We start from the raw sequence: 20,064 nt of genomic DNA, 5'->3' as shown, positions 1-20,064 counted from the left end.
AGTTGTAAAAAGTTTAAAATTTTTAAAAAAAGGTGTTGCATTTTGATTGGAGGATGCGTATTATATGTCTTCACCGGCTGACGAGTGATGTTAACGGTGAGAGGCTAAGGCTTCAAAGATATTTAAGAGATATATTATATACAAACACTTTGTTAAAGAATTTGAGTATCAGTAGTTAGAGTCAGAATTTGAGAATTAAACTGAAGAGTTTGATCCTGGCTCAGATTGAACGCTGGTGGCATGCTTAACACATGCAAGTCGAACGGTAACAGGTCTTCGGATGCTGACGAGTGGCGGACGGGTGAGTAACGCGTAGGAATCTGCCCATTTGAGGGGGATACCAGTTGGAAACGACTGTTAATACCGCATAATATCTGTGGATTAAAGGTGGCTTAGGCTGCCGCAGATGGATGAGCCTGCGTTGGATTAGCTAGTTGGTGGGGTAAGGGCCTACCAAGGCTACGATCCATAGCTGATTTGAGAGGATGATCAGCCACATTGGGACTGAGACACGGCCCAAACTCCTACGGGAGGCAGCAGTGGGGAATATTGGACAATGGGGGAAACCCTGATCCAGCAATGCCATGTGTGTGAAGAAGGCTCTAGGGTTGTAAAGCACTTTAGTTGGGGAGGAAAGCCTATGAGTTAATAGCTTGTAGGAAGGACGTTACCCAAAGAATAAGGACCGGCTAACTCCGTGCCAGCAGCCGCGGTAATACGGGGGGTCCGAGCGTTAATCGGAATTACTGGGCGTAAAGGGTCTGTAGGTGGTTTGTTAAGTCAGATGTGAAAGCCCAGGGCTCAACCTTGGAACTGCATTTGATACTGGCAAACTAGAGTATGGTAGAGGAATGGGGAATTTCTGGTGTAGCGGTGAAATGCGTAGAGATCAGAAGGAACACCAATGGCGAAGGCAACATTCTGGACCAATACTGACACTGAGGGACGAAAGCGTGGGGATCAAACAGGATTAGATACCCTGGTAGTCCACGCTGTAAACGATGAGTACTAGCTGTTGGATTCGGTGTAAAGGATCTAGTGGCGCAGCTAACGCGTTAAGTACTCCGCCTGGGGACTACGGCCGCAAGGCTAAAACTCAAAGGAATTGACGGGGACCCGCACAAGCGGTGGAGCATGTGGTTTAATTCGATGCAACGCGAAGAACCTTACCTGGTCTTGACATCCTGCGAACTTTCTAGAGATAGATTGGTGCCTTCGGGAACGCAGTGACAGGTGCTGCACGGCTGTCGTCAGCTCGTGTTGTGAAATGTTGGGTTAAGTCCCGCAACGAGCGCAACCCCTATTGATAGTTACCATCATTAAGTTGGGTACTCTATTGAGACTGCCGCTGACAAGGCGGAGGAAGGTGGGGACGACGTCAAGTCATCATGGCCCTTACGACCAGGGCTACACACGTGCTACAATGGGTATTACAGAGGGCTGCGAAGGTGCGAGCTGGAGCGAAACTCAGAAAGGTACTCTTAGTCCGGATTGCAGTCTGCAACTCGACTGCATGAAGTCGGAATCGCTAGTAATCGCAGGTCAGAATACTGCGGTGAATACGTTCCCGGGTCTTGTACACACCGCCCGTCACACCATGGGAGTGGGTTGCTCCAGAAGTAGATAGCTTAACGAATGGGCGTTTACCACGGAGTGATTCATGACTGGGGTGAAGTCGTAACAAGGTAGCCGTAGGGGAACCTGCGGCTGGATCACCTCCTTAACGGAAATACGAAAAAATAGAAATAAGCTCTAATTACATATTCAAGTGATTTGGCATAGTGTTTGTAGATAATATATTTTAGTGTAAATAGAATACGGGTCTGTAGCTCAGTTGGTTAGAGCGCACCCCTGATAAGGGTGAGGTCGGTAGTTCGAGTCTACTCAGACCCACCAGTAATTTTGGGGCCATAGCTCAGCTGGGAGAGCACCTGCTTTGCACGCAGGGGGTCAGCGGTTCGATCCCGCTTGGCTCCACCATATTTATTTACACGAAGATAGAGATATTTAACAATTTAGTATAGAAATAGACTTAAGAAAATAAGTGCAAGCGGTGGATGCCTTGGCATTCAGAGGCGATGAAGGACGTGTTAATCTGCGATAAGCTTCGGGGAGCTGGTAAATAAGCTTTGATCCGGAGATTTCCGAATGGGGGAACCCACCTAACACAAGTTAGGTACTCACTCGATATAGAGTGTAGAGCGAACGAGGGGAACTGAAACATCTAAGTACCCTTAGGAAGAGAAATCAATTGAGATTCCCATAGTAGTGGCGAGCGAAGTGGGAAGAGCCTGGTATGATTTAGCTGTAATTATAGTAGAACAAGTTGGGAAGCTTGACGATAGAGGGTGATAGTCCCGTATACGAAATAATCACAGTGGAACTAAGCATACGAACAAGTAGGACGGGGCACGTGGAACCTTGTCTGAATATGGGGGGACCATCCTCCAAGGCTAAATACTCCTGAATGACCGATAGTGAACTAGTACCGTGAGGGAAAGGTGAAAAGAACCCTTATAAAGGGAGTGAAATAGAATCTGAAACCGCTTGCATACAAGCAGTAGGAGCATTATTTAGTAATGTGACTGCGTACCTTTTGTATAATGGGTCAGCGAGTTACTTTTAGTGGCGAGGATAACTGAATAAGGGATCCGTAGCGAAAGCGAGTTTTAATAGGGCGATAAGTCGCTAGGAGTAGACCCGAAACCGGCGCGATCTATCCATGGCCAGGTTGAAGGTTGGGTAATACCAACTGGAGGACCGAACCCAATACTGTTGCAAAAGTATGGGATGAGCTGTGGATCGGAGTGAAAGGCTAATCAAGCACGGAGATAGCTGGTTCTCCCCGAAAACTATTTAGGTAGTGCCTCGTGTATAACTCATTGGGGTAAAGCACTGTTTCGACAATGGGGGTTTTACGACCTTACTGACTCGATGCAAACTCAGAATACGATGAAGTTCAATCACGGGAGACACACTGCGGGTGCTAAGGTCCGCAGTGGAAAGGGAAACAGCCCAGACCGCCAACTAAGGTCCCCAAGTCATAGCTAAGTGGGAAACGAAGTGGGAAGGCCCAGACAGCCAGGAGGTTGGCTTAGAAGCAGCCACCCTTTAAAGAAAGCGTAATAGCTCACTGGTCGAGTCGGCCTGCACGTAAGATTTAACGGGGCTAAGCTATGCACCGAAGTTGCGGAATATATTTAGTATATTGGTAGGGGAGCGTTCTGTAAGCCGATGAAGGTGTGTTGAGAAGCATGCTGGAGGTGTCAGAAGTGCGAATGCTGACATGAGTAACGTAAAATAAGTGAGATTCTTATTGGCCGAAAACCCAAGGATTCCTACGCAATGTTAATCAACGTAGGGTAAGCCGGCCCCTAAGGCGTAGCTGAAGAGTGAAGTCGATGGGAAACAGGTTAATATTCCTGTGCCGCTTATATGAACGAAGGAGGGACGGAGAAGGTTAGGTAGGCCTGGCGAATGGTTGTCCAGGTGAAAGTATGTAGGTAGAGATGCTAGGCAAATCCGGCATCTTGTTGATCTGAGATACGAGACGAAGTCAAACTTGTTTGACGAAGCTATTGATACCATGCTTCCAGGAAAAGCTTCTAAGTATATTGTATAAGCGACCGTACTGTAAACCGACACTGGTGGGTAGGTAGAGAATACTAAGGCTATGAGATAACTCTGGTGAAGGAACTAGGCAAAATGACACCGTAACTTTGGAAGAAGGTGTGCCCTTGATGGTGATGAGACTTGCTCTCTGAGCTGTTGGGGGTTGCAAATACCAGGTGGCTGCGACTGTTTATCAAAAACACAGCACTCTGCTAAATCGTAAGATGAAGTATAGGGTGTGACGCCTGCCCGGTGCTGGAAGGTTAATTGAAGGGGTTAGCGCAAGCGAAGCTCTGGATCGAAGCCCCAGTAAACGGCGGCCGTAACTATAACGGTCCTAAGGTAGCGAAATTCCTTGTCGGGTAAGTTCCGACCTGCACGAATGGCGTAACGACGGCCACACTGTCTCCACCAGAGACTCAGTGAAATTGAAATCGCTGTGAAGATGCAGTGTACCCGCGGTTAGACGGAAAGACCCCGTGAACCTTTACTATAGCTTTGCACTGGACTTTGAATATTTATGTGTAGGATAGGTGGGAGACTTTGAAGCAGCTACGCCAGTAGTTGTGGAGTCGTCCTTGAAATACCACCCTTGAATATTTGAAGTTCTAACTCAGGAGAGATTCGAGGACAGTGTATGGTGGGTAGTTTGACTGGGGCGGTCTCCTCCTAAAGAGTAACGGAGGAGTACGAAGGTGCACTCGGTACGGTCGGAAATCGTGCCAAGAGTATAAAGGCAAAAGTGCGCTTGACTGCGAGAGTGACGGCTCGAGCAGGTACGAAAGTAGGTCTTAGTGATCCGGTGGTCCCGTATGGAAGGGCCATCGCTCAACGGATAAAAGGTACTCCGGGGATAACAGGCTGATTCCTCCCAAGAGTTCATATCGACGGAGGAGTTTGGCACCTCGATGTCGGCTCATCACATCCTGGGGCTGAAGCAGGTCCCAAGGGTATGGCTGTTCGCCATTTAAAGTGGTACGCGAGCTGGGTTCAGAACGTCGTGAGACAGTTCGGTCCCTATCTGCCGTGGGCGTTAGAGATTTGAGAAGAGTTGCTCCTAGTACGAGAGGACCGGAGTGAACGAACCACTGGTGTTCCGGTTGTTTCGCCAGAAGCATTGCCGGGTAGCTACGTTCGGAAGGGATAACCGCTGAAAGCATCTAAGCGGGAAGCCTCCTTCAAGATTAGATCTCTCTGATGAAAATCAGTAAGGAACGTTGGAGACTACGACGTTGATAGGCTGGGTGTGGAAGTACAGCAATGTATGAAGCTTACCAGTACTAATGATCCGAGAGACTTAAGTCTATTTCTATGCTGAATTGTTAAATATCTTTATAAGATATATTATCCAAAACACAGTTTTGGCGATAATAGCTTGTAGGAACCACCTGATCCCATTCCGAACTCAGAAGTGAAACTACAATACGCCGATGATAGTCTGGCAATGCCCAGGTGAAAGTAGGTAATCGCCATCTTATTACATCAAAGTCTTATCGTGATAAGCAATACAAAAAGCCTCATAGAAATATGGGGCTTTTGTGTTTATATACTTACCAAATTAAAAATCTATTATGGCTATATTAAACAGCAACTTTAATCTATAATCTCCTGATATTTATATTTATCACTTATATCTAACATGACTCTAGCAAAAATGTTTGTGCAAAAAAGAATTCCAACTATGGAATTATCTAAAGAGCAAAGAAAGAAAATTTGGCTAAATAAGTTTATTAAATCATATTTGGTTGTATTTATAGGCTATCTTAGTATGTATATGATTCGTAAGAATTTTAATATAGCTCAGAATGATATGATTCAAGATTATGGTCTTTCTTTTACTGATTTAGGATTGATTGGTTTAGGTTTTTCGATTACTTATGGTCTTGGTAAGACTGTGACAACTTATTACTTTGATGGTAAAAATACTAAGCAAGTATTGCCTTTTATGCTTATATTATCTGCGATATGTATGATAGGCTTTGGTCTAAGCTTAGGGAGTAGTACATATAGTATATTTCTCATGATTGCCTTTTATGCTATGAGTGGTTTTTTTCAAAGTCCTGGAGGCTCTTGTAGTTATTCTACTATCACTAAATGGACGCCTAGAAATAGAAGAGGATTCTTTTTGGGACTGTGGAATATGTCTCATAATATTGGTGGAGCATTAGCTGCGGCTGTAGCACTTTTTGGGGCACATGTAGTATTTGATGGCAATGTGGTTGGTATGTTTATATTTCCATCAGTTCTTTGCTTAATTATCGGTTTTATTGGATTGAGGGTTGGTAATGACTCTCCTGAATCATATGGCCTTGGACCCGTTGAAGAAATATTTGATGAACCTATTAGCGAAGAAGATGCGTATGTTAAAAAAGTACAAATTTCAAAGTGGGAAATTTTTAAGAAATATGTGGTTTTTAATAAGATAATCTGGGTTTTGTGTTTTGCAAATGTCTTTCTATATGTAGTTAGAATTGGTGTGGATCAGTGGTCACCTGTTTACGCTCATGAAGTTTTGGGTTTTACAAAAGAAACTTCGGCATGGAGTTACGCATTATTTGAATCAGGAGCTTTAACTGGAACATTATTATGGGGATTACTATCAGATCTTATTAATGGTAGACGTGGATTGACAGCTATTATTTGTCTTATAGCTACTATTATTTTAATTTTCTTATATCAGTCAGCCACTAATCAGTATGTATATTTAACGGTTATGTTTCTTTTAGGATTTTGTGTGTTTGGGCCACAGCTTCTTATAGGTGTAGCTGCTGTGGGATTTGTTCCAAAACAGGGGATTGCAGTAGCAGATGGTATAAAAGGTACTTTTGCTTACTTGCTAGGCGATAGTTTTGCTAAACTTGGCTTGGGTATGATTGCCGATAAAAAAATTAGTCTATTTGGATTTGATGGTTGGTATGGAACTTTTATAGCATTATATTTAGCTGCGATTGTATGTTTCGTGCTAATGATGTTTGTAGCTGTTGCAGAAGAGAAAAAAATTAAAAGGAATAAAGAGTATTATTCTGGTATATAGCTAGATTGATAAATTCTTTATTTGTTGCTCAACTTGTTTTAAAGATTTTTCTCGTATTTCAGCATTTAAATCAACTCCTTCAGCACAGATCACAGTTATGTCATTTATACCAATAAAATTAAGAATTGTTTTTAAATAGTTTTCTTGGAAATCTAAAGGTTTTGCAGCTCCTTCACTATAGATATTTCCTTTACTAAGAACAAGGATAGCTTTTTTATTTTTTACTAAGCCTTCAGGTCCATTCGCTGTATATAAGAATGTTTTTCTTGCAATCATTATATTATCAATCCAAGATTTTAGTGTCGAAGGGATACTAAAGTTATACATCGGCGATTCAATAACAATAATATCATTTTCAAAAAGCTCTTCTATAAGCTTGTTTGAGGTAGCAAGTCTATCTTGATTATTATTTGCCATGGCATTAATAAAGTCTGGATTTATATGTTCTACAGAATTATCTACAAGATCTCTCTCTGAAACTTTCACCTTGTCAGTGCTTTTAAAATGGCTAATTAAATCATCACCAAATTTTCTTGAAACCGAATTTTCTTCTTTAATACTTGATCTAATATGTAAAATCTTTCTCATATTTATACTCTCTTATGTCATTACTATGATTATAATTTTATATTTCAAATCTAATAAAAAATACAGACTAATTACATATAGTAGAAATTTTTATAAAATTTTTATATCTTTGCTAAAGTTCATAATAGAATCTTTATATCACTTGAAATTATAATTTATCTCCTAAAAATATATGTTTAAAGAGGTTGATATGATTATTGTTTCAGCAATTACAATGATAAGTTTGGCGATATATATGACAGCTACGCTTATATATCCAGAGAAATTTTAGCTTATAGGAGAGTATAGCTATGAGTTATAATTTTATTTTGTTTGTGGTTTTTATATTTACATTAATGATTATTACTAAACCACTAGGAACTTATATATTTAAAGTATTTAATAATGAGAGAACATGGTTTGATTGGTTTGCAAAGCCTTTTCAAAGAGTATATCTACTAATACTTGGGGAGAGCTCAAAAAAAGAACAATCAGCGAAAAGTTATTTTTTTAGTTTACTAAGCTTTTCGATTATGGCGTTTATCTTTGTTTTTGTAGTATTACTTTTGCAAGGCTTATTACCTTTTAATCCACAAGAAATTAAGGGAATGGGTTTTTCTCAAGCATTTAATACCGCAGTAAGTTTTGTTACCAACACTAATTGGCAGAGCTATAGTGGTGAGACAGGTGTTAGTTATTTCTCACAGATGCTTGCCCTTGCTGTCCAGAACTTTGTTTCAGCAGCAGTTGGGTTATGTGTTGCAATAGTCTTGATAAGGTCTGTAGCAAGGCATGAGGCTGTTAAAGTTGGTAACTTTTGGAATGATTTGGGTAAAGCTATATTTTGGATTTTACTGCCAATATCTATCATAATCGCTATTGTATATATATTCCAAGGTATGCCACAAAACATTATGGCATATTTACATGTACATACTTTAGCTGGTAGTGATCAAATCATTGCTCAGGGACCTATAGCATCACAAGAAGCTATTAAGTCCTTAGGTACAAATGGTGGAGGTTTCTTTAATGCAAACTCTGCTCATCCTTATGAGAATCCAACTATAATTACAAACTATATTCAGATGGTTTCAATATTTGCTATAGCTTCGGCATTAACTTATACCTTTGGTAAGTGGGTTGGCAACACCAAGCAAGGTTGGATGATATTTGCAGTAATGTTAGTACTATTTGTGATATCTCTAATGGTTATGACAATATCAGAGCTTCATGGCTTAGATTTTTTACATAGCAAAAATATCCAAGATATCTATGGGCAAGTTGGTCATTTATCAAATATGGAAGGTAAAGAGACTCGCTTTGGGATATTTAACTCAACTTTATATAATACTGTTTCAACGTCTGCTTCAGATGGCGGAGTAAATAGTGTTATGGATAGTTATTCTGCTATAGGTGGCATGATGGCGATGCTGAATATGGCTATTGGAGAAGTTATCTTTGGTGGTATTGGTGCTGGATTTTATGGCTTCTTTATGTTCTTGATGTTAGCTGTATTTATCGGATCATTGATGATAGGTAGAGCACCAAGCTTTTTGGGTAAGCGTATCGAAGCTAATGATATGAAATGGACAATGTTTGCTCTACTTATATCACCATGTTGTGTATTAGTATTTACAGGTTTGGCAGCAGTTATTCCAAGTGTGCATCAAGCATTAACTAATAGTGGTGCGCATGGTTTTTCAGAGATTCTTTATGCTTATATCTCAGGATCTAATAATAATGGTAGTGCTTTTGCCGGCTTAGCAGCAAATACTAGCTACCTAAATATAACTATAGCTTTAAGTATGCTTATCGGACGTTTTGGAGTTATATTTGCTGTAATGATGCTAGCAGGGTCATTAGTTAAGAAAAAACGTAGTTCACAAATGAGTGAAATAAGCTCACTTGATACAACTAGTTTTATTTTCTCGGTCTTAGTGTTTTTCACAATAGTGCTAATAGGTGGTCTAACTATATTCCCAGCTTTAAGCTTAGGACCAATATTAGATCAACTAAATTTAAATTTCTAATCGGTGATAGTTATGAGTACAAAAAAATCTCCTAATTTATTGTCAAAAGAACTTGTAGTTCCGGCTATAAAGAAGTCTTTTACAAAATGTGATCCTCGTCAGATGATCAAAAATCCAGTAATGTTCTGTGTCGAAGTTGTGACTATTTTGTGTACACTTTATCTAGTTTCAGAAATTGTACATAAACAAGATATTGGCTTTACATTACAGGTTGTAATATGGTTATGGTTTACAATATTATTTGCAAACTTTGCTGAAGGCATCGCTGAAGGAAGAGGTAAAGCTCAGGCTGATACTCTAAAAGCTGCAAAATCCAAGCTTTTTGCTCTAAGGGTTGAAAGTGATGGTAATGTCACAAAAGTAGATGCAGAGAGTTTAAAGATTGGTGATACTGTCATTGTTGAAGCAAATACTCTAATTCCTTGTGATGGTGATGTTATTGAAGGTATGGCAACAATTGATGAATCTGCTATTACTGGTGAATCTGAACCTGTTGTTAAAGAAGCCGGCTCTGATAATTCTGCTGTGACTACAGGTACAAAAGTTCTTTCAGATGCTATCAAAGTCAGAGTTACATCTAATCCGGGTGAGAGCTTCTTGGATAAAATGATAGAACTTGTTGAGGGGGCAAAGCGTCTTAAATCTCCAAATGAGATTGCTTTAACTATTTTATTGTCAGGATTAACACTAATCTTTATATTTGCGATTTGCTCTTTATATGGCATGGCAATGTATAGTAATACAGTTTTATCAGCGGTTGTTTTGATTGCACTTTTTGTGACATTGATACCAACTACAATAGCCGGTCTACTGTCAGCTATTGGTATATCTGGTATGGATAGACTTCTAAAATTTAATATTGTTGCTTTATCTGGAAGAGCTGTTGAGTCTTCTGGGAATATTGATTTGTTACTTTTGGATAAAACAGGTACGATAACTTTGGGCAATCGCTTTGCTACGGATTTTATTGCTTTAGGAGCAACATCTCCAGATGAGTTAGCGCATGCTGCTTGGTTAAGTTCACTTGTTGATGAAACACCTGAAGGTAAATCTATAGTTAAGTTAGCAGAACAGCGTTTTGGGTTTAAACAATCCTCTGTAGATATATCTAAAGCTGAAATCATACCTTTCTCAGCATATACAAGAATGAGTGGCATAAATTACCAAAGTCTTGAAGTAAGAAAAGGTGCAATCTCATCAATAGAAAATTATCTTAAAGATAAGCTTGATAAAGGCCTTCTAAAAATGTTTAGAAAAGTAACAGAGCAGATATCAGAGCAAGGTGGGACTCCTCTAGCGGTGGCTCATAAAGATAAGCTTTTGGGTGTAATCCATCTCAAAGATATTATAAAGCCACATATCAAAGAGCGCTTCGAAGAGCTACGTAAAATGGGTGTGCAAACTGTTATGATAACAGGAGATAACCCATTAACAGCCGCTGCGATAGCTGCAGAGGCGGGTGTTGATGATTTCGTTGCTCAAGCATCTCCTCAGGATAAACTAGATTTTATAATCAAAGCACAAAAAGACGGCAAAACAGTTGCAATGTGTGGTGATGGTACTAATGATGCACCAGCTCTTGCACAGGCGGACGTTGGTATCGCTATGGCAACAGGGACGTCTGCAGCTAGAGAAGCTGGTAATATGGTTGATCTAGATTCAGATCCTAAGAAGATAATTGAAATAGTTAAAATTGGTAAACAAATACTTGTAACTAGAGGAGCATTGACAACATTTAGTATAACTAATGATATTGCTAAGTATTTTGTGGTGATTCCAGCACTATTTGTGACAGCATTTCCTAGTCTTGGTGCGCTTAATTTTATGGGGTTACATTCTTCAACAAGTGCAATACTTTCAGCAGTTATATTTAATGCTCTAATCATTATCTTTCTGATACCTATGGCATTGGTGGGCGTGAAGAATGTTGTAGCATCATCACAAACCTTATTACGAAGAAATCTTCTATATTATGGTTTAGGTGGTGTGATAGTACCTTTTATAGCTATTAAGCTGATAGATATGCTTATAACAGCTATGCATATAGTTTAAGCAAGGAGTTAATCTTATGAAAAACTTATTTAAATCTTTTATGGCGATGTTTTTCCTTACCATTGTGCTTGGTTTAGTTTATCCATTTTTTATAATGGCAATTGGATATGGTGTCGCACATAATCAAGCTACAGGATCACAAGTTTATTATAATGGTAATGTAGTTGGTTCAGAGCTGATTGGGCAAACTATGCCAGATAATCTGTTCCAGTCTAGACCATCAGCATCAGGATATAATCCGTTAGCTACGGGTGGTATTAATTATGCAGTTAATAATCAGACACAGTTACAAGATGTTAAAAATAGAATTAAAGACTTACAAGCTAAGTATGGTGTTAAGCCTATTCCAGAAGATTTAGTTTTTGCATCTGGTAGTGGAGTTGATCCAGAGATAAGTCTGCAAGCTGCGCTATATCAATCAGCATATATAGCTCAAAAGAATAATCTTTCTATAGATCAGGTTAATAAACTTATCAAAGAGAATACTAAGGAGCATCTATTTAATGTAGCTACTGTAAATGTTTTACCATTAAATATAGCTCTTTTACAACTGATAGGTAAAAATTCTCAAGGTATATCTAGTCTGATATAATTATGTTCTGTGAATATTCTCAACAACTTTAATAGCATTGCTTAAGGCCTCTATGGATAATCAGCAAAAAGTAGATGCACTACTAAATCTAGCAAATAAAAGTCAAGAATCTAAGAAAGGTAAGCTAAAGATTTTTTTAGGTTATGCCCCTGGTGTTGGTAAAAGCTACGCGATGCTTAATAATGCTAGAGCTCTACAAAAAGATAACAAAGATGTGATAGTTGGGCTTCTTGTTAGTCATGGTAGAGCTGATACGCAAGCGCTATTAGAGGGATTAGAGGTGATGCCACTTAAAAAAGTGACATATAGAGGTAAGGTGTTTGAAGAGCTTGATATAGATGCAATAAAAGCAAGAAAGCCAGATATAGTAATAATCGATGAATTACCACATTCAAATTTGCCGACATCGCGAAATAAAAAAAGATATATTGATATTGAAGAGCTTCTTGACGAAGGCATTTCTGTTTATACTGCGATAAATATTCAGCATATTGCTAGCTTATCTTATGAAGTTACTCAATTAACACAGGCTAATGTGAATGAGATTGTTCCTAATGATTTTATTCAGTCTGCAGATGAGCTTGTTGTTGTAGATGTTAGCCCAGAAGAGCTTATCAAGAGATTAAAACAAGGTAAAGTCTATAAAAGTGATGCAATAAATAGAGCGTTAGAAAGATATTTTCAGTATACGAATTTAACTATATTGAGAGACTATACATTTAGGATGGCAGCAAACCATGTTGGTCAAGATATTCAACAATATAGAAAGTTGTATCAAAATGGCAGTGCGATACCTACATCACCATACGTATTAGTTTGTTGTGGTTATGATGAAGCAACACCTAGTTTACTGCGTAAAGGTAAGCTTTTAGCTACAACATTAAATGCTCGATTAATAGCTATATTTGTCCAAAAACCAAATAAAGTTACAAAGACTAGATTAAACTTTGCCGTTATCAGACGCTATAAGATGTTAGCAAATAGTTTAGGTTATAATATTGAGCATATTCTTGGGGATAGGATTTCTGATACGATACTAGAATATGCAAAGTCTATAGGGGCTACTGATTTAGTTATAGCCAAGTCAATACGTCCTAAGTGGAAAGATAGGTTTTTTGGATCTCTTGTTTATGATGTTGTTCGTAATAACAATACGGGAATGCAAATCCATATTGTTTCGATAAATAAAAAAGAATGTAAGGCCGAAGAGCCACCGCGACATAAAAAGATAAACATAAAAGAGTTAATTCTAGATACTATAAAGTCAGTCTCGATAACTGCGATATCGGGAGTATTTATATTTTTTAGTTTGAATATTGCTGGATTAGTGTCTCAGACATTATGTTTCTTATTAGTTCTCGCTGCGTGTGCGTATAGGTATGGTCTGATACCATCGATATTATCCTCTCTAGTAGGATTATTTTTATATGTATATTTATATCTTGAGCCTAACTTTGTATTTCATATATCTAGTTTAGCGGGAATAATTACATTTGCTTTGTTTATGGCTATCGTTATATTTTCGAGTCATGTAATTCTACGTACAAAAAGAGCATTTACTCTTCTTAAAGAGCGAGAAAATAATATTTCTGTATTATATCGATTTACAAAGATATTTAATGAGAAAAGTTTAGATAAAGATTTACGTCCAATATTTTTAAATGCTTTGGAAGAGTATTTTAAGTGTGATTTTGTATTTTTAAGTGTTTCAAATGGCGAATTAGAATCTTCAGCATTTCCACAACATCCAAATTTTAACCAAAAAGAGTTAGCAGCAGCAAAGTGGAGTTTTAAGTATAAAGATAGTTGCGGTAAGGGGACTAATACTTTCGCAGGGTTAGATTGGGCGGTTGAGCCACTAGTTATAGAGAGTAGAGTTCTTGGTGTAATAGCTGTTTATCTAAGTTCAGAAGAAGCTGTAGAGAGGATAGTCACAGATAGTGTAATTCTAAGTAGCATGCTATCTCATATATCGCACTTACTACTTAAAAGAAATCTTGAAAAGGAAGAGAAAAAGTCTCTAGTTCTAGATGAGCAGCGAAGACTACAAAAATCGATGCTATCTTCTGTTTCTCATGATTTAAAGACTCCTCTAGCATCTATAATGGGTGCCTTAAGTAGTGTTAAATCATTTAAAGAATCTTTTACTCAAGAGCAACAAGATGAAATGATTGACTTAGCTTTGACAGAGTCTAAAAGATTAGATAACTATATAGACAATATAATCCAGATGTTAAAAGTCGACTCAGGAAAACTCTCTTTGAGTATAAGAGATATTGATAGTAATGATTTCCTTGCAGAAATTGAACAGGTTTGTAAAAGAGTTTATAGCAAGCAGAAATTCAAATTTATAGTCCCACGTGAATCATTTAAAATACAGTTGGATCCTATCCTATTCCAGCAGGTTATTCTTAATTTGATTGATAATGCGGTTAAATTTACAGCTGATTTTGATAAAGAAGTAATGGTTTCTCTTGTAAGAAAGGGTAACGAAGCTTGTCTTTTTGAAGTAAAAGATCAAGGTCTTGGCTTAAAAGAGGTAGATATGGAGAAGATATTTACAATTTTTCATAGAATTGAAAAAAGAGATAGCTATACCCATGGTAACGGTTTAGGTTTGGCTATATGTAAAGGGATTGTTGCTGCACATAATGGTAAAATACGTGTTTATAGTGATGGCGAGGGTAAAGGAAGTGTTTTTAAAGTTACATTACCTTTGCAATTAAACTTAAACAATAAGTAAATATAGATAGTTTAAATATGATAAAAAAAATACTAATAGTAGAAGATGAACCTCAAATTAAAAAGCTTTTAGAAAAAACTTTTTTGGTACTAGGGTATGATGTTGAGAGTGCACCAACAGCTTCAATAGCGACTAGCCTGCTAGGACAATATCATCCTGATGTTGTTATTCTCGATCTTGGACTTCCTGATCAAGATGGGCAAGATTGGCTTAAGGCTGTAAGAGTTAGTAGTGACGTACCTATTATTGTAGTCTCAGCAAGAAATGATACAGAAGAGGTTGTCAAAGCTTTAGAAAATGGTGCCAATGATTACGTTAAAAAGCCTTTTGATATGCCTGAGCTAATTGCTCGAGTTAGAAGACAGTTGATTGCTGTTATTAAAAAAGATCTTGAAATCGCTAATGTATATAGCTTTGATAATCTCATAGTCGACTTAAATGATCATAAAGTTATTTTGGATAACCAAGAAATTCACTTATCAAAAAAAGAATTTTCGATTTTGGGCTATTTAGTTAAACACTCAGGCAAGTTGGTAATGCAGAATACTCTTTTGCATGAGGTTTGGGGAGATTGCTATGGAGACGGGGCTCAGTATCTAAGAGTGTATATTGGACAGTTAAGAAAGAAGCTTTCTGCCTGTAAAAAGCAACCATTAATTGTTACAGAAAATGCCATAGGTTATCGCTTTATACCAGCTGACTAGAAAGTATACTTATAGTTTATAAGCTCATCTTTTTTTGGTCCAGATATTTTCCATACTAGACTAATCTCACTCTCTAAATTGTAAAGTTGGGCTGAATATAAATCATCAACACATACATGAGCCTGCTCACTTTGCCATAAGTTATCATCTATATGTATTAAATCAAAAAGTTTGACAAGATTATTATAGCCAAATCGAGCATGAGATAAACTTATGCGCTGTGAATTTATCTTTTGCCAGATATATTCGTTAGAAATATTTATAGGTTTGTTTGATCTATCAAGTATAAAATAACCCTGCTCTTTGAAGTATATACAATTATCTTTTTGATGAGTTATGACAGTGCCATATCCATGACCATTCCAGCCTGTTTGAGAGTTTTTGCCGCTCTTCGACTCATACTTAAAGTACTGTATATTAAGTAGCTTAGAGAATAGTTCCATAGTGTTAACAAATTTAGTTTTTATGACTGTGATTATATGAAAAAATAGTTGGATAAGTCAGCATTATTTGCTTAGTTGTTAAAATAGAGTTATTATTCTAGCGATTAATAGAAAATATACTGAATATATGAATTCCAAATCGATTGGCTCAATTTTATTGATAATAGGCACTACAATTGGTGCAGGGATGTTATCTTTACCTCTGATAGTTGCATCATGTGGCTTCACTATGGCAATAGTTCTTCTAATGCTATCATGGAGTGTGATGTATATTACAGCACTTAAGCTTTTGAGAGTTTGTGCAGAGTATCCTCTTGGAGTTAATTTCACAACAATGATGCAGTCAAGAGTATCTAAAGGGTATCTGATATTTTTTACGGTAATTTATTTGTTATTGCTTTATTCATTAATGTCAGCATATACAACACAAGGCTCATCATTAGTAGCTACAATCGGAAGTCTTGAAGGTTCTTCGAAATTTGACGTAGCATTATCGGCTATTATTTTTACGCTAATATTTGGTGCTTTAATGTTTAGCTATAGAGTGAGTGACTATGCAAATAGGGCTTTTGTAATACTTAAGTTTGTGTTTTTTGCAGTAGCTGTCGTTATTATGTTGCTGTATATAAATACGAGTTATTTAAGTAGAGCACCTCTTAGTTTTTCGGCATTTATATTCGCATGGCCAACACTTTTACCATCTTTTGGTTTTCATAATATAATTCCTGTTATTTATGAGTATCAAAAAGGAGATATTAAAAGTCTAAAAAAAAGTATACTTATAGGCAGTTTATGTGTTTTGATTATATATGTAATTTGGATTTTATTGGCTTTGGCTCTTATTCCTCAGCAAGGTTTGCATAGTTACCAAACATTATTTATGTCTAATAATAATACTCCTATGGGACTTGCTTCAGAAATTAGACAAGTCTCGGGCTCTGATTTTCTAGAAACAGGTCTAAATGCATTTATCCATATAGCTATTATTACATCTTTTATTGGTGTTGGAATTTCTTTAATGCATTATATTCGTGATTTATTCTCTCGTTATAATAAGAAAATAACTAATTTAGCATTAGGTCTTGTTTGTTTCATTCCGCCTTTAGTATTTACTGTTTTCTACCCTAGAGGGTTTATACTTGCGTTACAGTATGCTGCAATATTTGCTGTGATAATATTTGTTTATACGCCAGCATTTTTAAGTAGAAAGGCAGATCTTAAGGTGTATTATTCAAATATCTATGTGATATCAATGGGAAGCATAGTAATATTTTTTCAAATTTTTAATCTGTGTTTCGATATCAATCCATTTACTGGTTTTTAAATAGTCGATGATAATTTAAGCTAGAACATATATAATGTATGATTAGCATTTTTATAAGTATAAGATTATAGAGTTATGAGATTCGTAGATGAAGTAGTGATTAAGCTTCAAGCCGGTAAGGGTGGTAATGGTTGTGTGAGCTTCCGTAGAGAAAAATATGTTCCTCGTGGTGGACCGGATGGTGGCGATGGCGGTCATGGAGGTAGTATTTATCTCAAGGCAGATGAGAATGTAAACACTTTGATTGATTATCGTTACAAAAGAGAATACTACGCTGAAAATGGACGCCCAGGAGAGGGACGTAACTGTTATGGTAAAGCTGGTGAGGATATGTATCTAATAGTACCTGTTGGTACTAGTGTATTTGATCTTGAAACGAACAAAAAAATTGGTGAAGTTTTAAATAATGGTGAAACTCTTAAGCTAGTTTCAGGAGGTAAGAGAGGGATAGGTAATACCCACTTCAAGAGTAGTACAAATCAAGCTCCACGAAAGTTTACTTTAGGTGAGGAAGGTGAATACAAAGAAGTTCGCCTAGAACTAAATTTGTTAGCAGATATTGCATTGTTAGGTTTGCCGAATGCTGGTAAATCAACACTTATTCGTTCGGTATCTGAAGCTACACCAAAAGTTGCTGACTATCCATTTACAACTATGTATCCTCATCTAGGAGTGGTTAAGGTTGGTGTCGATAGTTTTGTGATGGCGGATATCCCAGGTGTGATTGAAGGCGCTGCTGAAGGAGCTGGGCTTGGCCTTAGATTTTTGAAGCACTTAACTCGAGCAAGATGCGTATTGCATGTAGTAGATATTTGTCCATTTAATGAGTCAGATCCCGTAGAGAACTATTTTGCAGTTGAGAAAGAGCTTAAAAAATATAGTGAAGAACTATATGATAAGCCTAGATTTTTAGTTATTAATAAGATTGATTTGCTGGCTGATGAAGTAGAAGAAAAGTGCCAAGAGTTTGTCAAACAGATAGGCTATGAAGGTAATTATTATATGATATCGGCAGCTATGAAAAAAGGAACAGAAGAATTAGCTAAAAAGCTTAATGAGTTTTTACATAAGCAAGAGTAAATGATAGATGAAAATAAAGAATCTAATATTTGGTTCACCAATTCCTAATGCAAAGCAACAAGAACAAAAAATAGGTTTATTTGCCGGATTTGCAATATTATCATCAAATGCTTTATCTTCAGTTTCTTATGCAACGGGAGAAGTTTTTATAGTTTTAGCTACAGCAGGTGCTGTAGCTGTTTCACAGTACTCTATAGGAGTATCAGTGATGGTTATACTATTGATGCTATTGATGGGTTTCTCTTATGCTCAAGTCATAAGAGCGCATCCAGAAGGTGGGGGATCTTATTCAATAGTAAAAGCACATTTTAGTGAAAGATTGGTTTTACTAACTTCAGCATCATTGATTATTGATTATATACTTACTGTGGCAGTTTCGGTTTCGACGGCAGCAGTAGCTATTAGTTCAGCATTTCCAGGATTAGAAAATTATAGTACTAAGTTAGCATTATGTTTCTTAGTCTTTTTGATGATTATGAATTTAAGAGGGGTAAAATCTACAGCAAAAATTTTTGTGTGGCCAACATATATGTTTATCGTGTCAATAATTGTGATGATAATAGTGGGCATATATCAGTATAATCATGGCACTCTAGAGACTTTTAGCTATAAAGAAGACTATCTTAATCAAATGCAAGCATCGATGGGTGTGTTGACAATAACACTAGTTCTTAGAGCTTTTTCTTCGGGAAGTTCAGCTTTGACTGGTATAGAGTCTTATGCCAATGGTGTTTCTGCTTATAAGTCACCAGGACTATCTAAGGCTATTGTTGGACTATTACTGATGGTTTTCTTATCTATCGTGATGTTTGCGGGAGTTACCTTTATTGCTGCAAAGACACAGATACTTCCTAATTTCTCTGAAAGCGTTCTATCTCAAGTGGCTCACCAAGTTTTAGGAAATGGATTTTTTTATTACTTTTTACAAGCATCAACATGTTTGATTTTGCTTATGGCTGCTAATACATGCTTTACAGGGTTTCCTATTCTTGCTGCAATTATGAGTAAAGATAATTATCTACCTGAACAGCTTCAGCGTCTAGGTGATAGATTTGCTTTTAGAAATGGTATTCTTATTTTGACAGTTTTATCAGCTATTTTAGTTATTATTTTTGATGCTAAAGTTAGTAGATTAATCCCTTTATATGCATTTGGTGTTTTTATTGCGTTTACTCTTTGCCAAGCAGGTTTAGTTAAATACTGGTATAAAAATAAGCGTATTTATAAGAGTTGGGGCTTAAGAGCCTTTATTAATGCTTTTGGCTGTGTAGCAACCTTTGTTGTGTTGATTACTATTATTGAGAGTAAATTCTTTGAGGGTGTCTGGATTGTAATAATTGCTATATTGATAATAATGTATGGTTTATATTCAATTAAAATGCACTACATTAAAAGAGAACATAATCTAGCTTTAAGTATTGATGAGGCTGTTGTAAATGCGTGTATACATGAGAATTTAAAACCAAAAATAGTTATACTAATCTCCCGTATTCACCGTGGTACAATAGATGCGTTGACATTGGCGAGAAATATCTCTGATGATATAACACCAGTATTTGTTTCAGCAAATGAGAAGAAAATAGAAAAAATAAAAACTGAATGGAAGAATCTTGCATTCAAAGAAAAGCTTCTTGTGATGCGACCGGTTTATAATTCATTTATCACACCTGTATTACAGATTTTGCACAAGAATGACTTAAGAGATCCTGAAAAAGGATATTCTGTAGTAATAATTCCTGAGGTTGTAAATACAAAGTGGTGGCACTTCTTATTACATAACCAAAATTCGCGCATGGTTAAGCTAGCTATTGCCGCAATGGATAAAAAAGATAATAAGACAGCTACTAGAGTGGTTATCTCTGTACCGTATAAGGCAGAATAAC

Annotated in this window: 11 protein-coding genes, 2 tRNA genes and 3 rRNA genes; 14 read left to right on the top strand and 2 right to left on the bottom strand. The window is 37.0% G+C overall.

Features of this window, described 5'->3' with window-relative positions:
- Window positions 1-197 precede the first annotated feature (197 nt).
- The 6 genes from IMS64_RS08900 to uhpT all read left to right on the top strand — a co-directional run bounded on the left by IMS64_RS08900 (window position 198) and on the right by uhpT (window position 6,646).
- A 16S ribosomal RNA gene (locus IMS64_RS08900) occupies window positions 198-1,723 on the top strand.
- Window positions 1,724-1,819: 96 nt separating this feature from the next.
- Window positions 1,820-1,896: transfer RNA gene (locus IMS64_RS08895), tRNA-Ile, on the top strand.
- Between the two features lie 8 nt (window positions 1,897-1,904).
- A tRNA-Ala gene (locus IMS64_RS08890) sits at window positions 1,905-1,980 on the top strand.
- A 50-nt stretch (window positions 1,981-2,030) separates the two neighbouring features.
- Window positions 2,031-4,917: ribosomal RNA gene (locus IMS64_RS08885) — 23S ribosomal RNA — on the top strand.
- A 55-nt stretch (window positions 4,918-4,972) separates the two neighbouring features.
- Window positions 4,973-5,087: ribosomal RNA gene (gene rrf / locus IMS64_RS08880) — 5S ribosomal RNA — on the top strand.
- The 16S, 23S and 5S rRNA genes sit together here with 2 tRNA genes alongside, the layout of an rRNA operon.
- 179 nt (window positions 5,088-5,266) lie before the next feature.
- The gene (gene uhpT / locus IMS64_RS08875; RefSeq protein ID WP_244972905.1) at window positions 5,267-6,646 is read left to right on the top strand and encodes a hexose-6-phosphate:phosphate antiporter UhpT; all 1,380 of its coding nucleotides are present in this window, start codon (window positions 5,267-5,269) and stop codon (window positions 6,644-6,646) included.
- Here uhpT and IMS64_RS08870 read toward each other — a convergent pair whose 3' ends face one another.
- Complete coding sequence (locus IMS64_RS08870) at window positions 6,647-7,234, bottom strand: FMN-dependent NADH-azoreductase (RefSeq protein WP_211490468.1); 588 nt, start codon at window positions 7,232-7,234, stop codon at window positions 6,647-6,649.
- 290 nt (window positions 7,235-7,524) lie between these two features.
- Here IMS64_RS08870 and kdpA point away from each other — a divergent pair, with 290 nt between their 5' ends.
- From kdpA to IMS64_RS08845, 5 genes are read left to right on the top strand one after another with little or no spacing between them, the layout of a single operon-like run.
- Complete coding sequence (kdpA, locus tag IMS64_RS08865) at window positions 7,525-9,243, top strand: potassium-transporting ATPase subunit KdpA (protein WP_211490467.1); 1,719 nt, start codon at window positions 7,525-7,527, stop codon at window positions 9,241-9,243.
- A 12-nt stretch (window positions 9,244-9,255) separates the two neighbouring features.
- Entirely contained in the window at window positions 9,256-11,295 is a 2,040-nt protein-coding gene (gene kdpB, locus IMS64_RS08860) for a potassium-transporting ATPase subunit KdpB (protein WP_211490466.1), read from the top strand.
- Between the two features lie 16 nt (window positions 11,296-11,311).
- Window positions 11,312-11,887 carry a potassium-transporting ATPase subunit C gene (locus IMS64_RS08855; protein WP_211490465.1) on the top strand — a complete coding sequence of 192 codons (576 nt, stop codon included), beginning with the start codon at window positions 11,312-11,314 and terminating at the stop codon, window positions 11,885-11,887.
- A 52-nt stretch (window positions 11,888-11,939) separates the two neighbouring features.
- Complete coding sequence (locus tag IMS64_RS08850; protein WP_211490464.1) at window positions 11,940-14,630, top strand: sensor histidine kinase; 2,691 nt, start codon at window positions 11,940-11,942, stop codon at window positions 14,628-14,630.
- A gap of 17 nt (window positions 14,631-14,647) precedes the next feature.
- The gene (locus IMS64_RS08845; protein ID WP_004286911.1) at window positions 14,648-15,334 is read left to right on the top strand and encodes a response regulator transcription factor; all 687 of its coding nucleotides are present in this window, start codon (window positions 14,648-14,650) and stop codon (window positions 15,332-15,334) included.
- Here IMS64_RS08845 and IMS64_RS08840 read toward each other — a convergent pair.
- The gene (locus IMS64_RS08840) at window positions 15,331-15,777 is read right to left on the bottom strand and encodes a DUF6314 family protein (protein ID WP_211490463.1); all 447 of its coding nucleotides are present in this window, start codon (window positions 15,775-15,777) and stop codon (window positions 15,331-15,333) included. The genes IMS64_RS08845 and IMS64_RS08840 overlap by 4 nt on opposite strands.
- 127 nt (window positions 15,778-15,904) lie before the next feature.
- Between IMS64_RS08840 and IMS64_RS08835 the strand changes: the two genes are divergently transcribed.
- From IMS64_RS08835 to IMS64_RS08825, 3 genes are all read left to right on the top strand, one after another.
- Window positions 15,905-17,101 (top strand): amino acid permease, encoded by a 1,197-nt coding sequence (locus IMS64_RS08835; protein ID WP_088821744.1) that lies wholly within the window; start codon window positions 15,905-15,907, stop codon window positions 17,099-17,101.
- A 75-nt stretch (window positions 17,102-17,176) separates the two neighbouring features.
- Window positions 17,177-18,181 (top strand): Obg family GTPase CgtA, encoded by a 1,005-nt coding sequence (gene cgtA / locus IMS64_RS08830; RefSeq protein WP_004286914.1) that lies wholly within the window; start codon window positions 17,177-17,179, stop codon window positions 18,179-18,181.
- Between the two features lie 7 nt (window positions 18,182-18,188).
- Window positions 18,189-20,063: an APC family permease gene (locus IMS64_RS08825; RefSeq protein WP_004286915.1), complete on the top strand. Its 1,875-nt coding sequence runs from the start codon at window positions 18,189-18,191 to the stop codon at window positions 20,061-20,063.
- The last annotated feature ends 1 nt before the right edge of the window (window position 20,064 follow it).

The sequence above is a fragment of the Francisella philomiragia genome, assembly GCF_018135955.1.
GTDB lineage: Bacteria > Pseudomonadota > Gammaproteobacteria > Francisellales > Francisellaceae > Francisella > Francisella philomiragia.
This window is presented reverse-complemented; position numbering and strand designations above follow the sequence as displayed.

Excerpts from the sequence above, each read along its gene's own strand:
- uhpT (WP_244972905.1), top strand. The coding sequence starts at position 5,267 with ATGTTTGTGCAAAAAAGAATTCCAACTATGGAATTATCTAAAGAGCAA.
- IMS64_RS08870 (WP_211490468.1), bottom strand. The coding sequence starts at position 7,234 with ATGAGAAAGATTTTACATATTAGATCAAGTATTAAAGAAGAAAATTCG.
- kdpA (WP_211490467.1), top strand. The coding sequence starts at position 7,525 with ATGAGTTATAATTTTATTTTGTTTGTGGTTTTTATATTTACATTAATG.
- kdpB (WP_211490466.1), top strand. The coding sequence starts at position 9,256 with ATGAGTACAAAAAAATCTCCTAATTTATTGTCAAAAGAACTTGTAGTT.
- IMS64_RS08855 (WP_211490465.1), top strand. The coding sequence starts at position 11,312 with ATGAAAAACTTATTTAAATCTTTTATGGCGATGTTTTTCCTTACCATT.
- IMS64_RS08850 (WP_211490464.1), top strand. The coding sequence starts at position 11,940 with ATGGATAATCAGCAAAAAGTAGATGCACTACTAAATCTAGCAAATAAA.
- IMS64_RS08845 (WP_004286911.1), top strand. The coding sequence starts at position 14,648 with ATGATAAAAAAAATACTAATAGTAGAAGATGAACCTCAAATTAAAAAG.
- IMS64_RS08840 (WP_211490463.1), bottom strand. The coding sequence starts at position 15,777 with ATGGAACTATTCTCTAAGCTACTTAATATACAGTACTTTAAGTATGAG.
- IMS64_RS08835 (WP_088821744.1), top strand. The coding sequence starts at position 15,905 with ATGAATTCCAAATCGATTGGCTCAATTTTATTGATAATAGGCACTACA.
- cgtA (WP_004286914.1), top strand. The coding sequence starts at position 17,177 with ATGAGATTCGTAGATGAAGTAGTGATTAAGCTTCAAGCCGGTAAGGGT.
- IMS64_RS08825 (WP_004286915.1), top strand. The coding sequence starts at position 18,189 with ATGAAAATAAAGAATCTAATATTTGGTTCACCAATTCCTAATGCAAAG.